The sequence below is a fragment of the Photobacterium sp. 270122K genome (assembly GCF_059941365.1).
Genome location: NZ_JBPOEN010000004.1, coordinates 372,098 through 387,980 on the forward strand (window position 1 = coordinate 372,098; position 15,883 = coordinate 387,980).

Consider the following 15,883-nt stretch of genomic DNA (forward strand, 5'->3'; position numbering starts at 1 on the left):
AGGAAAGCCATTGTGAGCAAGGAAAAGATTTTATTTATCGACCGTGACGGCACATTGATTGTTGAACCCCCGGTTGATTTTCAAGTGGACCGTTTAGACAAATTGGCGCTTGAACCCTTTGTGATCCCCGCGCTGCTTCAGCTCCAAGCGGCCGGTTACAAGCTGGTCATGGTGACCAACCAAGATGGACTGGGCACTGACAGCTACCCGCAAGCAGATTTCGATGCCCCGCATAACATGATGATGGACATCTTCACCTCGCAAGGTGTTCGCTTTGACGATGTGTTGATCTGCCCACACTTTGACGCCGACAACTGCAGCTGCCGTAAGCCAAAGCTCGGCATGGTGAAAGACTACCTGCAACAAGGTCGCGTTGACTTTGAAACCTCTGCCGTGATCGGCGATCGCCAAACGGATCTGCAACTGGCCGAGAACATGGCGATCCGCGGTATTCAATACCACCCAGAGCGCATGGGCTGGCAGCAGATCGTCAAGGATCTCACCACTCAGCCACGCATCGCCGAAGTGGTACGCACCACCAAAGAAACCGATATCACGGTGAAAGTGAACCTGGACGAAAGCGGCGGCAACGAGATTACCACCGGCCTCGGCTTCTTTGATCACATGTTGGATCAAATCGCGACCCACGGCGGGTTCCGCATGATCTGTAAAGTCGACGGCGATCTGCACATTGACGATCACCACAGCGTGGAAGATACCGCGCTCGCTTTAGGCGAAGCCTTGAAGCAAGCCTTGGGCGACAAACGGGGCATTGGCCGTTTCGGCTTTAGTCTGCCAATGGACGAATGCCTAGCGCAATGTGCCTTGGATTTGTCGGGACGTCCGTACCTGAAATTCGACGCAACCTTCAGCCGCGACCAAGTGGGCGATCTGTCGACCGAAATGGTGCCCCACTTCTTCCGCTCGTTAACCGATACCTTGGCTTGCACCCTGCACCTGTCTTCGACGGGCCATAACGACCACCACATTGTCGAAAGCTTATTCAAAGCCTTTGGCCGCACCCTGCGCCAAGCGATCAAAGTCGAGGGCAATGAACTACCGAGCAGCAAAGGAGTGTTGTAATGGCCTCAACTACACAAAACGTCGTCATTATTGATACCGGTTGTGCCAATGTTGCTTCTGTGCGCTTTGCCATTGAACGCCTTGGCTACACGGTCACCGTCAGCAAGGCGCCAGATGTCGTGCTGGCAGCCGATAAACTGTTTTTGCCCGGTGTCGGCACTGCCAGCGAAGCGATGAAAAACCTGCAGGAACGTGAGCTGATCGAGTTAGTCAAACAAGTCGATAAGCCCCTGCTCGGTATTTGCCTTGGGATGCAGTTGCTGTGCCGTCTGTCGCAAGAACACGGTTCAGCCGGTGAAGACACCGTGGATTGTCTCGGCCTGTGTGATGCGCCTGTCGAAAAAATGCAGCCGGGCGATTTGCCCCTGCCGCACATGGGCTGGAACACCATCACACCGCAAGACGGCCACCCGCTGTTTAACGGTATTCCGGCAGACACTTACTTCTACTTTGTACACAGTTATGCCATGCCCGTGCGTGAAGGAAACACCATCGCCCAGTGTGAATACGGCCAGCCATTTACTGCCGCACTGCAAAGCGGCAATTACTATGGCGTGCAGTTTCACCCGGAGCGTTCCAGTAAAGCGGGCGCCCAACTGATCAAAAACTTTTTAGAGATGTGATAAGGAATGTCGATGATTATCCCTGCACTCGATTTAATTGACGGTCAAGTTGTCCGTCTCTATCAAGGTGACTACGGCCAAGTGACCGAATACCCCGTCATGCCAGCCGAGCAATTTGCGTTGTACCATCAAGCGGGCGCGAACTGGCTGCACTTGGTGGATCTCACCGGCGCCAAAGACACCTCGGCGCGTCAGCTCGATCTGATCGCCACGATTCTGGCCAGCACCCCGGCCAAGATCCAAATTGGCGGCGGCGTACGCAGCGAACAAGATGTGAAAGACTTGCTCGATGCCGGCGCACAGCGTGTGGTGATTGGCTCCACTGCGGTGAAACAGCCCGCGCTAGTCAAAGGCTGGATGGAAAAATACGGCCCTGAACACATCGTGCTGGCGCTGGACGTCAACATTGATGACCAAGGTAACCGCAAGGTCGCCATTTCCGGCTGGCAGGAAGATTCCGGTGTGTCCATTGAAGCGCTATTGGATGACTTCCTCACCGTGGGTCTGAAACACGTGTTGTGTACCGACATTTCCCGTGACGGCACCTTAGCGGGCTCCAATGTCGACCTGTACCGTGACTTGTGTGCGCAATACCCACAGGTGGCATTTCAGTCCTCTGGCGGCATTGGCTCGCTGGATGACATCGCCGCGCTGAAAGGCACGGGCGTACAAGGTGTGATTGTCGGTCGCGCTCTGCTCGACGGCAAATTCACCGCGGAAGATGCTTTCCGTATCTGGGCAGAATAAGGAGTCCATTATGTTAGCAAGACGCATTATTCCTTGCCTTGATGTGCGCGACGGCCAAGTCGTCAAAGGCGTGCAATTTCGCAACCACGAAATCATCGGTGACATTGTCCCGCTCGCCAAACGCTATGCCGAAGAAGGCGCGGACGAGTTGGTGTTCTATGACATCACCGCGTCCAGTGATGGCCGCGTCGTCGACAAAAGCTGGGTCGCCCGTGTGGCCGAAGTGATCGACATTCCGTTCTGTGTCGCCGGGGGTATTAAGTCTGCTGACGATGCCGCCCGCATTTTGCAATTTGGCGCCGATAAAGTCTCCATCAACTCACCGGCGTTAGCCAACCCTGCCCTCATCACCGAGTTGGCGGACAAATTCGGCGTGCAATGTATCGTGGTCGGCATTGATTCGTACTTTGATGCAGACACCGGAAAATACCAGGTCTACCAGTTCACGGGCGATGAAAGCCGCACCAAAGCCACCCAATGGGAAACCTGTGATTGGGTGCAGGAAGTGCAACGCCGCGGCGCCGGTGAAATCGTGTTGAATATGATGAACCAAGACGGCGTGCGTAACGGCTACGATCTCGATCAACTTAACATGGTACGCAATGTGTGCCGCGTGCCGCTGATCGCTTCAGGCGGTGCCGGAGAAATGGTGCACTTTGCCGATGCGTTCAAACACGCCAATGTGGACGGCGCACTGGCGGCGTCCGTCTTCCACAAGCAGATCATCAATATTGGCGACTTAAAACAGTACTTGAAGCAACAACAGGTGGAGATCCGACTATGAGCCTACAAACAAATATCGATTGGGAAAAAGTGGGCGGATTAGTCCCTGCCGTGGTGCAAGATCACACCAGTGGCCAAGTGCTGATGCTCGGTTACATGAATCAGGACGCACTGGCGAAAACGCTGGAAACGGAGCAAGTCACGTTCTTCTCGCGCACTAAGCAACGCCTGTGGACCAAAGGGGAAACCTCCGGCAACGTGTTAGCGCTTAAAAACATTGCGCTCGATTGTGATAACGACACCCTTTTGGTACAGGTGAATCCGATTGGCCCCACCTGCCACCTTGGCACGACCTCCTGCTTCGATACCGGCTTTGATGGCGATGCCGTCAACCAACCGTCAATCGTATTCCTTCATCAATTGGAACAAGTGTTGGCAGCCCGTAAAGGCAGCGATCCTGAGTCCTCTTACACCGCCAGCCTCTATGCCCGTGGCACCAAGCGTATTTCGCAAAAAGTGGGCGAAGAAGGCGTTGAAGTCGCGCTTGCGGCAACGTCGGGCGACAAGGCGGAGTTAGTGTGTGAATCGGCCGATTTAATCTACCACCTCTTGGTGCTATTGCAAGATCAAGGCCTGTCACTGTCAGACGTGACGGCAAAACTGCAAGAGCGTCATAAATAACGCGACATATTGGCTTGCGTATCAACGCCCAATAAAAAGCCCGCGTTCAGGATCGCGGGCTTTTCATTTTTAATGTTATATCGCAGCAGCGTATAGCTTTTGATTCAGTTTGTTCAGTCGTCTAACGCTTCTTTGTAGTGCTTACGGCACACAGACACATAACGGTCATTACCACCGATTTCCACCTGATCGCCATCAGCAATGGCTTTACCGCTTTCATCCTGACGGATCACCATGTTGGCTTTACGGCCGCAATGACAAATGGTTTTCAGCTCTACCAATTTATCGGCCCACGCGAGCAAATAACGGCTGCCATCAAACAACTCACCACGGAAATCACTGCGTAGACCGTAGCACAATACCGGGATATGCAGTTTATCGACCACTTCGGTCAACTGATACACCTGCGGTTTCGTTAGAAATTGGCTCTCATCGATCAGTACACAATCAATTTTATTCTCCGCATGCATTTGCGACAAACGCTGATACAGATCGTCTTCCACGTTAAACAACTCGGCTTCTTCTTGCAGGCCGATACGGGAACTCACGATCCCTTTACCGTAACGATCATCAATCGCTGCCGTAAAGATAACCGGATTCATCCCTCGCTCGCGGTAATTAAATGAAGACTGCAACAGGGTGGTCGATTTACCCGCATTCATTGCTGAGTAATAGAAATACATCTGGGCCATGTCGTTTCCCTTGTAGTAATACGATGGATGCTTGGAAAAAACTGCCGCGATGCTACAGAAAAGCCCCTCAGATTGAAAGAACCTCGCGCATATCTCCCGAAGAAAGTCTCAGCTTGCGACAGAAAAAAGAAAGCCTGCTCAGAAGGCAGGCTTTCAAGGTATTGCCGTTAGATACGGTTACGGACGGCGAGACAGCCACGCCAGCCCAGAACACACTAACAAGAAGGCCACGCTGGCCGCGATAAAGCCGACCGCCAACGAATCCGTAAAGCCTAACGCCAGAAAGCCAACGGTCGATACAGCCGCCATAGCAAAGGCATACGGCAACTGCGTTGAAACGTGATCCATATGGTGACAACGCGCCCCAGTTGACGACAAAATGGTGGTATCCGAAATCGGTGAACAGTGGTCACCAAACACCGAGCCCGCCAGCACCGCCGCCAGCATCGGTAGGATCAAGGTGATATCCGTCGCGCCAGCCAAATCACCGGCAATCGGTAGCATGATGCCAAAGGTGCCCCAAGAGGTACCGGTGGAGAACGCCATCGCCCCTGCCAGCAAGAATAAAATAGCCGGAAGTAACATTGGGTTGATATTGCCTTCCACCAACGTCGACAGGTAGCTACCGGTGCCCATGTCATTGATCACATTACCGATGCTCCACGCAAACAATAGGATCAAAATGGCACCGAACATGGATTTCGCCCCGATCCACAGGGTAAAGCCGACATCAGACATCGGCAGGCGCTGGCGCAATACCGACACCATGGCAGACAGCAAGCCGGCCAAGCTACCCAACACCAAAGACATGCCCACATCGGTATTTTCAAACGCACCCAACAAGTCAAACGGTTTGCCATCGGCCGCCAGTGATTGGTTACCGGTATACAGCATGAAGAACATCGTTGCGGCAATCAAAATCACGATCGGCAACACCAAATCCAACACGCGGCCATTCAGGCTTTCGTTGATTTCCAGCTCATCATTGATGTCTTTCGCACGCTTATCGCTGTCACCTTCATCAAAACCACGGCAATGGCTGGCTTCAATCTCGTGACGCTTCATTGGGCCGACATCCAATTGGAACCATGCCACCACAAAGACCAACAATAAGGCGAAGACCGCGTAGAAATTCATTGGCGCAAGCAATAAAAACGCGCCTAAAGGGGTGTATTCGGTCACGCCGTGTGACACCAAAATGCCACTGATCACGGTAATAATGTATGCGCCCCAGCTTGATGCTGGCATCAGTACACACATCGGTGCTGCGGTTGAATCAAGGATGTACGCCAGTTTTGCCCGTGACACGTAATAGCGATCGGTCACGGGACGGGAAATCGAGCCCACGGCCAAACTGTTAAAGTAATCATCAATGAAAATAAAGACACCCAAGAAAGCGGCCAGCAATTTTGCACCACGCTTGGTCTTTATCTTAGTTTGCGCCCACTCAGCAAAGGCTCTTGTGCCGCCTGATAAGGTCAATAATGCCGTTGTCATTCCCAGTAAAATCAAGAAGGCAACAATACTCATCTTCGAGCTATTGATACTGCCGGCTTCAATAAACAACCCTTTGACGGTCGTGCTGACATAATCAAGCATATCCGTATCAGGGTGGTTAAAGGTCAATAAGAAGGCACCAAGCAGTACACCTACACCGAGGGAAAATAAGACGTGACGCGTTAAAATGGCGAGTCCGAGCGCCACAAGGGGGGGAAGCAATGATACTGCGGAATGTGAATAATCTACAATGTTCATGATCTCTACTACAACCGTTCCTGGTTGGAGATCTACTGCTGAACATGGTGAAAACCATGCCAGTTGAGTGTGAGGAAAAGAAGTTACCCTGATCCGACTCCACAGTAGCGCTCCATAGTTAATGTCAATATATACTATGGCAGTGTTGCCCCTATTTGGTGACAACCCCAGCAAGGCGGTGTGATAAACCAGCACTTACTTCGGCATCGGCGCCTTTCACAAACCCTCATCGGAATCACCCTACGGCTTGTTACTCTTCGACAATGCAACCTCTACCCTTAGTCAAGGAATAGTCAATTCTACGGACAGAAATATTAATTGCAACAACTTAAGACGCAGTGCTTAACAGCACCAGCGCATCCTGTTACCAGACGGATGCAAAAAGGCACGTTATGCAGCCTTTTGTTGACAAAAACACTATGCAATTGATCGCAAAAGTACGGGTTCCCAGCCCTTCCAATATTCGTTTATTTCAGAGTATGAGCGATAAAAAAACATTACAAATGAGAATTGCGCCCGCGAATTAGCAAAAAAAAATAAATAAGAAGGTGATTTTTTATTTGGCATCTGCCAACTAAACGTATTAATATTGCAAATATTGAATTGTCACTGCTATTATTATTTTATAGTTTTAGAACAACAGGAAATAAAAAATGTCTGATGCAATGAAAGCACTTTTGAACCTTCGTAGCCTTCGCGCACTGTCTCGTGAATATTCACTAGAGCAGCTTCAAGAAGCTCTAGAAAAACTACAAACTGTGGTTTCTGAGCGTGAAGAATCTGAAGCAGAAGAGATTGCTAAAGAAAAAGAACGTACAGAGAAACTAGCACAATACCGTGAAATGCTACTTGCTGATGGTATTGATCCAGAAGAACTGCTTGCGGCAACACTACACAAAGCACCTAAAGCGAAGCGTGCACAGCGTCCAGCTAAATATAAGTTCATCGACGAAAACGGTGAAGAGAAAACATGGACTGGCCAAGGTCGTACTCCAAGCGCATTGAAAAAAGCACTGGATGATGGCAAAGCACTAGAAGAGTTTGAAATCTAATTTCGATTTCACTTTTTGACTGCAAAAACCCGGCTTTATGCCGGGTTTTCTTTATCTATCATAAAGATAAATATTGGGATAAACATCACAATTTTTCGCTCTATTTATTCACGCTATCCCATTAAGCGCCCCTGCCCAATTATCGATTGCCTCTATGATAAACATACCAAATAGCAATAAGCGCTATCGAATTATCTCTTTTTGCTAAACGGCACTCAGAACAATAAAACACAGGCATTCCACTGATAAACATATCAAGCACAAAAAACCAGACACAAAGGTCTGGTTTTATGATCACGCATAATGCCGACACATTTATCCGTTAGCGGATCTTGTCAGCCAAATGGCTTACTGCCAACGCAAAATAATGCGAACGGTTCCAATCCAACAATGACTGGTAGTTACCATAGACCAAATACGCTCTACCATGATTATCATCCGGTTGAATAAGCCAGGCATTAATATCAACATCAGGCAAATCACGCCCATTTAATCGTCTCACACCCAGCTTCTGCCACTCGCTTAATGCACGCGCCTGCTCTTTTTTCACCCCAAACACGCTCTTATCGAGAGAATCAGGCAATGTCACTTGGCGCCCCCAAGTATAATCACTGTCCCAATTGGCTTGTTTTAAGTAGTTCGCTGCAGAGGCAAACACATCCGCATCGGTCTGCCAGATATCGATCTTGCCGTCATTATTTCCATCAACCGCATACGATAAAAATGACGTTGGCATAAATTGCGGCTGCCCCATTGCGCCCGCCCAAGAGCCCTTCATATCTTTAGGGGCAATATGACCCGCCTCTAATATATCTAACGCCGCCATCACTTGCTTGCGGAAAAAAGCTTCTCGGCGTCCTTCATAGGCCATGGTCGACAACGCTTCCACCACATTGTAATTGCCCATTAAACGACCAAAGTTACTTTCTACACCCCATAACGCCACAATAAAACGTGGCTGCACACCGTATTGCTGGCCAATTTTTTCCAACACGACTTTGTGTTTTTGGTAGCGTTCATTGGCTTGCTTAACTTTCCAATCGGGCACCGCTCGGGGAATATACTCATCCAGCGTTAATTTTTTCTCTGGCTGATTTTTATCTGCCTTTACAGCGCGCTCTGTAAATGTAATGCCATCAAAAGCAGAGTTGATAATCGACTCTGAAATTCCATTTTCACGGGCTTCTACTTTTAGCCCTTCGACATAACTGTCAAATCCTTCATCTGCAGCAGATACCGCTGATGACAATCCTAATCCTAAGGCCACTAAGGCCGATACCAATCGCTTATGCATAATTTACCCTTGGTTTTTTGCTGCTTTCTCTGCCTTGTACTGTTCCAGTAAATTGGTCACGGGTGGCGGCACCTGCAAATAAAAACCGGTGTCGGCCAATGCCACTTTTACTTTTTCCACATCTGCCTGTGCTAATTTACGCCCGTCTTGCAACTTCAGCACCATCACAAGCTGGGGGGCCCCGAAGGTATTCATCAAGGCTTCTGGCACCGCAGAAAAATCATCTTTTTTGTTGATATAAAGATACGTGCCTTCTTTTTTTGGACTTTTATAAATGGCGCACAACATGTTTCTATAACCTATAAATACTTATTAACTCTCAATTCAGACCACAAACAGACGGGAACATTCCCTCATGTGCTGCTTGATGCGCCAAACTCATGAGACGCTTGTCTGAATTTCCAACGCTAAAGCAAGGATAGCTTGCTGATATACGCTTTGGAATATAACATGCAAGTACCCAAGAGATAACGTACCTGAACGGCTATTTTAGCGACAGTCAGTCAATGCCCATGACAAAATCAGCAGAACTCAAGGGAGGCTCTTATACCCTCTCAGCCCTCCACCTCGTGGACGGTGACATCCCTCAAGCGGCTGACTTTCTCAGACAGAAAGTTGATCACGCTCCCCATTTCTTCGCTGCCGCGCCAGTTGTTATCGATATTAGCCAAGTCAGTGATAATATCGATTTTGAACAACTTAAGCGCAGCGTCAGTGAAGCGGGTATGATCCCCGTTGGGATCAGTGGATGCAAAGCAAAACAACGCCAACAGCAAGCCAAAGAAGCGGGCTTTGCCATCATGAATGCAGCTCGTCAGGCCAAAGCGTCAGAGCCGATGATGGAGCCGGTGCAGGAAGCGATGATGGAGCCCACGCGAATCATCCGCAATCCGGTACGTTCTGGCCAGCAAATATATGCAAAAAATTGTGACCTTGTGGTGATTAATCACGTCAGTGCAGGGGCAGAAATTATTGCTGATGGCTGTATCCATATTTATGGCACGCTACGTGGCCGTGCTATTGCAGGGGCAAACGGCAATGGCGAAGCGAAGATTTTTTGCCACAACCTGCAGGCAGAACTAGTCTCGATTGCAGGAAACTACTGGCTGAGCGATAAAATTCAAGAAGCGTTCTGGGGTAAGAATGTGGTTATCTCACTTGCTGAAAATAATTTGAACATAGAGCCGTTGACTCTATAACGTTTAATAAGGAATTAAAAAATGGCACGTATTATCGTGGTAACCTCAGGTAAGGGGGGCGTTGGTAAAACTACCTCTAGTGCAGCAATTGCATCAGGCCTTGCACTGTGCGGCAAAAAAACAGCCGTGATTGATTTTGATATTGGCTTACGTAACCTCGATTTGATCATGGGATGCGAGCGTCGCGTAGTCTACGATTTTGTCAATGTGATCAATGGGGAAGCGAACCTTAACCAAGCGATGATCAAAGACAAGCGTGTCGAAAACCTTTTTGTACTGCCTGCCTCTCAAACCCGTGATAAAGAAGCGCTAAGCAAAGAAGGCGTGGAAAAAGTACTGAATGACTTAGCAGAGATGGGCTTTGATTTCATCATCTGTGACTCACCAGCAGGCATCGAAACCGGCGCCCTAATGGCCTTGTACTTTGCCGATGAAGCCATCGTAACGACGAACCCTGAAGTCTCGTCAGTTCGTGATTCAGACCGTATTTTGGGCATTCTTGATTCGAAATCTCGCCGAGCTGAAACAGCCGCTGAGCCGGTCAAAACACACCTGCTTCTGACACGTTACAACCCAGCACGTGTTACGCTCGGTGAAATGTTGAGCGTGACCGATGTTGAAGAGATCCTTCACATTCCACTGCTTGGCGTGATCCCAGAAAGCCAAGCGGTACTGAACGCCTCGAACAAAGGCGAACCTGTTATCTTTGATAAAGGATCGGATGCGGGTTTGGCGTATGAAGATACCGTTGCTCGCTTACTGGGTGAAGAACGTCCGTTCCGCTTCCTTGAAGAAGAGAAGAAAGGTTTCCTTAAACGTCTATTCGGAGGGTAATGCATTATGGCACTGTTAGAATTCTTCCGCCCCAAGAAAACAACGACAGCCAGTGTTGCCAAAGAGCGCCTTCAGATCATTGTTGCTGAACGCCGATCTGCCGGTCAGGGAGCCCCGAGCTATCTTCCTCAGTTGAAAGAAGATATCTTGGAAGTGATCCGCAAGTATGTGGCCATTAGCCCCGATCAAGTCACGGTAAACCTTGATCAAAAAGAAGAAGATCTCTCTGTTCTTGAGCTCAACGTCACCCTGCCTGACGAAGAAAAATAACGTATAAAAAAAGCCCTGCTCACGTGAGCAGGGCTTTTTTATTGTTATCACCGTATGCCTATAACAATTGGCATCAACGCTTAGCGATCCAGTAACGGCAGCACTTTTTGTTCAAACAATGGCTTACGCCATGTTTTCAGCATCTCTGGCAAGTTATCTTGCGGACGCTGTTTTTTCCACGCCCAAGAAATCAACTCGTTCACTTGCTTTTTTGAGGCCAAAAACTCAGGCATCAACCCGGTTTGTGCTTCGACTGCAGCCACCACGTCTTTGATGCTTTTCACCATCTGCTTGTACCCAGCCACATCGTCCAAACGAACGATTTTTTCTGGGTATTGCTCTGGCGACAAGTCATCCACGTCGTACACCATTTTCAATAAACGGTTACCGTGACGTTGAATTTCCATGTTCTCAAAGCCTTCTTTGGTCATGACCGCTCTTGACTTAATCCCATAACGCGCCAATTTCCACAAATTCAGCTCTTTCACCACAAAGTTCAACGCCAAATCGCGCTTACGGGCCTCCAGCACACGCCACTTGGCCGCCTGCTGTAAAATCGCCAGTTGCTTCGGCGTCAATTGCCACGCATTTTTGATATCACGGTACGCTTTGTCAGGATCAACCGTCTTCATGCGCTTGAGCATCAAATTGGCACACTCTTGCTCAAGGGCCTCTTTCCAACCTTTCGCTTCCACCAAAGGCAGCAGCTTTTGGTACAACGGCAGAAGGTAGAACACGTCAGCAGCAGCGTAATCGAGCTGGCGATCCGTCAGAGGACGTGCCATCCAGTTGGTGCGTGCCTCGCCTTTATCCAGCTCAACACCCAAGAAGTCATTCACCAGCGTACCAAAGCCCGCAGAGACACCGTAACCCAAGAAGGCCGCCATCACCTGTGTATCAATCATGGGTACTGGCAAACAACCGGCATAGTGCTGAAACACTTCTAAATCTTCGCCGCACGCGTGCAGCACTTTGATCACGGATTGATCACGCAGCAAGTCCCACAGCGGTTCTAAATCGTCAATCGCAATCGGGTCAATCAGTGCCAGCGCTTCTCCATCAAACAACTGGATTAGGCCCAGCTTTGGATAAAGAGTACGGGTACGAACAAATTCAGTGTCCAGCATCACAGCGGGCTGACGACGGGCTGCCAAGCAGATCGTTTCTAAGCGCGCGGTGGTGGTTATAATTTCAAAATTCACAATATCCTACCAATAAAATGCCGGCATAACGCCGGCATTGGATAATTCTCGTTACGTGATGCGATCACGCGTCCTGAGTAGGTTGTTGAGGCTCTTCACGCAACGCGCGGCGAAGGATCTTGCCGACGTTGGTTTTCGGTAATTCCTCACGGAACTCAACAATTTTCGGGATCTTATACCCTGTCAGGTGCTCACGACAGTGACTCAACAACTCTTCACGGGTCAGGCTGTCATCACGCTTCACCACACAGATCTTCACGATTTCGCCAGACACTTCATGCGGTTCACCGATCGCGGCGACTTCCAAGACTTTACCGTGCAATGCCACGACGTCTTCAATCTCGTTCGGATAAACGTTAAAGCCTGACACCAAAATCATGTCTTTCTTACGGTCGACAATATGCAAGAAGCCTTCATCGTCAAAGCGGACGATATCGCCGGTCGATAACCAGCCGTCTTTCGTCAACACTTCATCAGTCGCGTCCGGACGCTGCCAATAGCCTTGCATCACCTGCGGGCCACGAACCTGCAATTCACCCACTTGATCATAGCCTAGCACGTTACCTTCATCGTCCACCATACGTACTTCTGTTGAAGGCACAGGCAGGCCGATAGAGCCATTATAGTCAACCAAATCGTACGGGTACGCGGCAACCAGCGGGGAACACTCGGTCAAGCCATAGCCTTCCAACAAGTAGTTACCGGTGATCTGCTTCCATTTCTCTGCTACTGCGCGCTGTACGGCCATGCCGCCGCCCACTGACAAGCGAAGTTGGCTGAAATCCACATTACGGAAGTCGGCATTGTTCACCAGCGCATTAAACAGGGTATTCACACCGGTAATCGCGGTAAATTGGTAACGCTGTAGCTCTTTGACAAATGTCGGAATGTCACGCGGGTTGGTGATCAGCAAATTGCGACCGCCCATCTCGACAAACAACAAACAGTTAACGGTCAACGCAAACACGTGATACAGCGGCAACGCCGTCACAATCAGCTCACGGCCTTCCGTCAGTACTGGACCGTATGCGCCTTTGGCTTGCATCACGTTCGCCAGCATGTTGCGGTGGCTCAGGATGGCGCCTTTGGCAACACCGGTTGTGCCGCCAGTGTACTGCAAGAACGCGACATCGTTACCGTTCATGAACGGTTTCACGTACTGCATACGGCGGCCTTTACGCAGCGCCATACGCATCGATGTCGCATGCGGCAAATGGTATTTCGGTACCATTTTCTTGATGTACTTCACCACGAAGTTCACTAACGTGCCTTTCGGGCGAGAAAGTTGATCACCCAAGCTGGTCAACACCACGTGCTGCACACCAGTGTTTTTCACGATGCTTTCTAGCGTGTGCGCAAAGTTTGACACGATGACAATCGCTTTGGCACCGGAGTCATTCAGCTGATGCTCAAGTTCACGCGGGGTGTACAACGGGTTCACGTTCACCACCACACAACCGGCACGAAGAATACCGAACAGTGCAATCGGGTATTGCAACAGGTTCGGCATCATCACCGCCACGCGGTCGCCTTTCTGCAAACGCAGTTCGTTTTGCAGGTAAGCGGCAAAGGCACGGCTACGCTCTTCCAGCTTGCGGAAGGTCATGACCTGCCCCATGTTGATAAATGCCGTTTGGTCAGCATACTTCTGTACCGACTGCTCAAACATTTCAACTAATGACGGATATTGATCCGGTGAGATTTCAGCCGGTACATCTTCCGGATAGCGGTTAAGCCAAACCTTATCCACGTTGCATTCTCCTATTAATGTAGCTTGGTGCCAATGTGCGATAACGGGATCGGCATTTACTGTCAATTCAGACAATTACAGCACAATGAACCTACAAGTAACACTGACCTTAACCGATCAGTTTCTTTATTTTTGAACTGAACAACAAAATCTGTTCAGTCACCGCATGAGGACTTTCCAGATGACAATGGTGCCCACCTGTCACCTCATGCTGAATGAGTGATGGCCAATGCTGCTGCGCAGCGTGGCTGAGTTTCCAATGTGGGTACCCGTGATGACCCACAATCGATAATATCGGGGCGCTAACTGCACGCGCTAACGCCTGTGCATGCTCGCTTCCCATGCGATAGAGCGAATCACAACGCAACCGCGGATCATGTCGCCACCACCAGCGGCCGTGGGCTTCATACACACCCCGCGTCACGATGGGACGTAACTGTTCGGCCGATAAATGGTTCACATGGCAGCGTAATGCCAGCGCTTGTTCAAACGTAGCCATCGACCGTGACAAACGGTGCTGGGCACGCTGACGAAAACGTTGCCGACTCATGATACCTTGCCGTAATCGCTCAGCCGCTTGCGTCGGTGGCTCCGATAACGGGGCCAGCCCTTCAATCAACACCAAGCGTTCTACCTGCTCAGGGAAGGCTGCAGCATAACACACCGCGACTAAGGCACCGAGCGAGTGACCCGTCAGGATCACACGCGGCAACGTCCCATCAGGGGCCGTTAACGCTGACATCACTTGGGCCAAGTCATCCACATAGTCGACAAAATGAGAGAAATTATCGACCGCACGATGAGGCGAAAGCCCATGTCCCGGCCAATCCATGGCGAGCACCGAAAAATGCGCTGCCAAGGCAGGAAATAACGGTGTGAAACTGGCAGCGTTGTCTTGCCACCCGTGCAGCATGATCAACAACGGTTTGTCCGTCGGCAATGCCACACTCACCGCGTGTTCAGAAAAATCCGGCGGTGTAAACGAACACAAGCCCGCTAAATGCGAGCCTGCTATCGGGATCTCAATGTGGTGCATCGTTACCGTGGACCTCATGCTTTATTCGGTGACACGCTCTCTCACTTCGCCCCGCGAAAAAACGGTGCCGCGATGCGGTGAGCAATACAGCCCCCAGCACGGTGGTAAAGGGCTCGTCTCTGTCAGCCAAATTTCTTTTTTGACCTGCCACAGTTGACTGCCTGATACCGTCACAACCGGGTACGTATACGCATATTCCCCCACGGTGCCACGTTCTTGTCCCGTGACATGTCCCGCAACGGTAATCAAACGTCCCGGGTGATAAGCCATCGGCTCAACAAACCCATCGATATAGGCGATAAAGCGCTGCTCGGGGGTGACCCCTAACGTGGGTTTACCGGAAGCAGAGAGAGGCAGCGACACAATTTCGACGCGTGTTGCCTGCTCACCATTTCGCACACTGGCAATCACACCGCCTAACCGCACCTCAGGCTGTGTTGTCGGTGACTCGGCCTGATGTTGTGCGACTAACGTAATATCTGTCAGTGGGTTATCGCTCTCGGTACGTAGACTCTCAGGTACCGCCGCGCAGCCTACCATACTCCCGGCAAGCAACCCAACAAATAGCATTCTAAACATTCACACCCCCTGTCAACTGATGAAGAAGCATACAAGTGCCTGCGTGTCGCCTCTTTTCATGATGCCGCTTACACGTAAAGATCCACCCCGACCAAAGCGGACAAATCATCACGTTGCTGTTGATGCATGACCCCCATGTATGACGCTAACGCTTCACGGTGTTTACCGACAGGTTGATCATACTGAACACGGGCATGTGCCGCTTCAAACTGCGCGGGATCGGCCGCCATCATCGGCGTACGCGCGCTAACCGCTACCGGCTGAGGCGTAACGTCCAGCGTGACCGGACTCTGCGACGGTTTCGCTTTTGATGGAGAGGATGATGGTGTAAGGGTAACGGGGAGGCGCTGAATAGATACCATG

Annotated in this window: 18 protein-coding genes and 1 riboswitch; of the genes, 9 read left to right on the top strand and 9 right to left on the bottom strand. The window is 50.3% G+C overall.

Annotation, left to right across the window (positions count from 1 at the left end; genetic code table 11):
• The first annotated feature begins 12 nt into the window (after window positions 1-12).
• From hisB to hisIE, 5 genes are read left to right on the top strand one after another with little or no spacing between them, the layout of a single operon-like run.
• On the top strand, window positions 13-1,083 hold the full coding sequence (hisB, locus tag ACSF8W_RS10100) for a bifunctional histidinol-phosphatase/imidazoleglycerol-phosphate dehydratase HisB (RefSeq protein WP_500847202.1): 1,071 nt from the start codon (window positions 13-15) through the stop codon (window positions 1,081-1,083).
• Window positions 1,083-1,706: an imidazole glycerol phosphate synthase subunit HisH gene (hisH, locus tag ACSF8W_RS10105; RefSeq protein WP_500847203.1), complete on the top strand. Its 624-nt coding sequence runs from the start codon at window positions 1,083-1,085 to the stop codon at window positions 1,704-1,706. The genes hisB and hisH overlap by 1 nt, the downstream gene beginning before the upstream one ends.
• Before the next feature lie 12 nt (window positions 1,707-1,718).
• Window positions 1,719-2,453 carry a 1-(5-phosphoribosyl)-5-[(5-phosphoribosylamino)methylideneamino]imidazole-4-carboxamide isomerase gene (hisA, locus tag ACSF8W_RS10110; RefSeq protein WP_500847204.1) on the top strand — a complete coding sequence of 245 codons (735 nt, stop codon included), beginning with the start codon at window positions 1,719-1,721 and terminating at the stop codon, window positions 2,451-2,453.
• A gap of 10 nt (window positions 2,454-2,463) precedes the next feature.
• Entirely contained in the window at window positions 2,464-3,237 is a 774-nt protein-coding gene (gene hisF, locus ACSF8W_RS10115; protein ID WP_500847205.1) for an imidazole glycerol phosphate synthase subunit HisF, read from the top strand.
• Entirely contained in the window at window positions 3,234-3,857 is a 624-nt protein-coding gene (gene hisIE / locus ACSF8W_RS10120) for a bifunctional phosphoribosyl-AMP cyclohydrolase/phosphoribosyl-ATP diphosphatase HisIE (RefSeq protein WP_500847206.1), read from the top strand. The genes hisF and hisIE overlap by 4 nt, the downstream gene beginning before the upstream one ends.
• A gap of 113 nt (window positions 3,858-3,970) precedes the next feature.
• Here the strand turns inward: hisIE and ACSF8W_RS10125 are convergent, their stop codons facing one another.
• Together ACSF8W_RS10125 and ACSF8W_RS10130 are read right to left on the bottom strand one after the other, a co-directional pair.
• Entirely contained in the window at window positions 3,971-4,549 is a 579-nt protein-coding gene (locus tag ACSF8W_RS10125) for a thymidine kinase (protein WP_500847207.1), read from the bottom strand.
• Window positions 4,550-4,726: 177 nt separating this feature from the next.
• Window positions 4,727-6,304 carry a Na+/H+ antiporter NhaC family protein gene (locus ACSF8W_RS10130; protein WP_500847208.1) on the bottom strand — a complete coding sequence of 526 codons (1,578 nt, stop codon included), beginning with the start codon at window positions 6,302-6,304 and terminating at the stop codon, window positions 4,727-4,729.
• Between the two features lie 97 nt (window positions 6,305-6,401).
• Window positions 6,402-6,587, bottom strand: a riboswitch (Lysine riboswitch).
• A gap of 370 nt (window positions 6,588-6,957) precedes the next feature.
• On the opposite strand from ACSF8W_RS10130, the gene ACSF8W_RS10135 reads away from it, so the two are divergent.
• Window positions 6,958-7,356, top strand: coding sequence for an H-NS family histone-like protein (locus ACSF8W_RS10135; RefSeq protein WP_500847209.1), 399 nt, complete (start codon window positions 6,958-6,960; stop codon window positions 7,354-7,356).
• Window positions 7,357-7,678: 322 nt separating this feature from the next.
• Here the strand turns inward: ACSF8W_RS10135 and ACSF8W_RS10140 are convergent, their stop codons facing one another.
• Together ACSF8W_RS10140 and ACSF8W_RS10145 are read right to left on the bottom strand one after the other, a co-directional pair.
• On the bottom strand, window positions 7,679-8,650 hold the full coding sequence (locus ACSF8W_RS10140) for a lytic murein transglycosylase (protein WP_500847210.1): 972 nt from the start codon (window positions 8,648-8,650) through the stop codon (window positions 7,679-7,681).
• A 3-nt stretch (window positions 8,651-8,653) separates the two neighbouring features.
• A complete protein-coding gene (locus ACSF8W_RS10145) occupies window positions 8,654-8,938 on the bottom strand; it encodes a YcgL domain-containing protein (RefSeq protein ID WP_500847211.1) in 285 nt (94 codons plus the stop codon).
• A 224-nt stretch (window positions 8,939-9,162) separates the two neighbouring features.
• Here ACSF8W_RS10145 and minC point away from each other — a divergent pair, with 224 nt between their 5' ends.
• Genes minC through minE form a run of 3 tightly spaced genes read left to right on the top strand, consistent with a single transcriptional unit; the run spans window position 9,163 to window position 10,953 of the window.
• Window positions 9,163-9,849 (top strand): septum site-determining protein MinC, encoded by a 687-nt coding sequence (minC, locus tag ACSF8W_RS10150; RefSeq protein WP_500847212.1) that lies wholly within the window; start codon window positions 9,163-9,165, stop codon window positions 9,847-9,849.
• Window positions 9,850-9,870: 21 nt separating this feature from the next.
• Window positions 9,871-10,683, top strand: a complete 813-nt coding sequence (gene minD, locus ACSF8W_RS10155) for a septum site-determining protein MinD (RefSeq protein ID WP_500847213.1) — start codon at window positions 9,871-9,873, stop codon at window positions 10,681-10,683.
• Window positions 10,684-10,689: 6 nt separating this feature from the next.
• Window positions 10,690-10,953: a cell division topological specificity factor MinE gene (gene minE, locus ACSF8W_RS10160; RefSeq protein WP_500847214.1), complete on the top strand. Its 264-nt coding sequence runs from the start codon at window positions 10,690-10,692 to the stop codon at window positions 10,951-10,953.
• A gap of 80 nt (window positions 10,954-11,033) precedes the next feature.
• On the opposite strand, the gene rnd is transcribed toward minE, so the two are convergent.
• The 5 genes from rnd to ACSF8W_RS10185 all read right to left on the bottom strand — a co-directional run bounded on the left by rnd (window position 11,034) and on the right by ACSF8W_RS10185 (window position 15,882).
• Window positions 11,034-12,155 carry a ribonuclease D gene (gene rnd / locus ACSF8W_RS10165; RefSeq protein ID WP_500847215.1) on the bottom strand — a complete coding sequence of 374 codons (1,122 nt, stop codon included), beginning with the start codon at window positions 12,153-12,155 and terminating at the stop codon, window positions 11,034-11,036.
• Between the two features lie 64 nt (window positions 12,156-12,219).
• On the bottom strand, window positions 12,220-13,905 hold the full coding sequence (fadD, locus tag ACSF8W_RS10170) for a long-chain-fatty-acid--CoA ligase FadD (protein WP_500847216.1): 1,686 nt from the start codon (window positions 13,903-13,905) through the stop codon (window positions 12,220-12,222).
• Window positions 13,906-14,014: 109 nt separating this feature from the next.
• Window positions 14,015-14,959 (bottom strand): alpha/beta fold hydrolase, encoded by a 945-nt coding sequence (locus ACSF8W_RS10175; protein ID WP_500847217.1) that lies wholly within the window; start codon window positions 14,957-14,959, stop codon window positions 14,015-14,017.
• 3 nt (window positions 14,960-14,962) lie between these two features.
• Window positions 14,963-15,520 carry a Slp family lipoprotein gene (locus ACSF8W_RS10180; RefSeq protein WP_500847218.1) on the bottom strand — a complete coding sequence of 186 codons (558 nt, stop codon included), beginning with the start codon at window positions 15,518-15,520 and terminating at the stop codon, window positions 14,963-14,965.
• Between the two features lie 68 nt (window positions 15,521-15,588).
• Window positions 15,589-15,882 carry a hypothetical protein gene (locus ACSF8W_RS10185; RefSeq protein ID WP_500847219.1) on the bottom strand — a complete coding sequence of 98 codons (294 nt, stop codon included), beginning with the start codon at window positions 15,880-15,882 and terminating at the stop codon, window positions 15,589-15,591.
• Window position 15,883 lies beyond the last annotated feature (1 nt).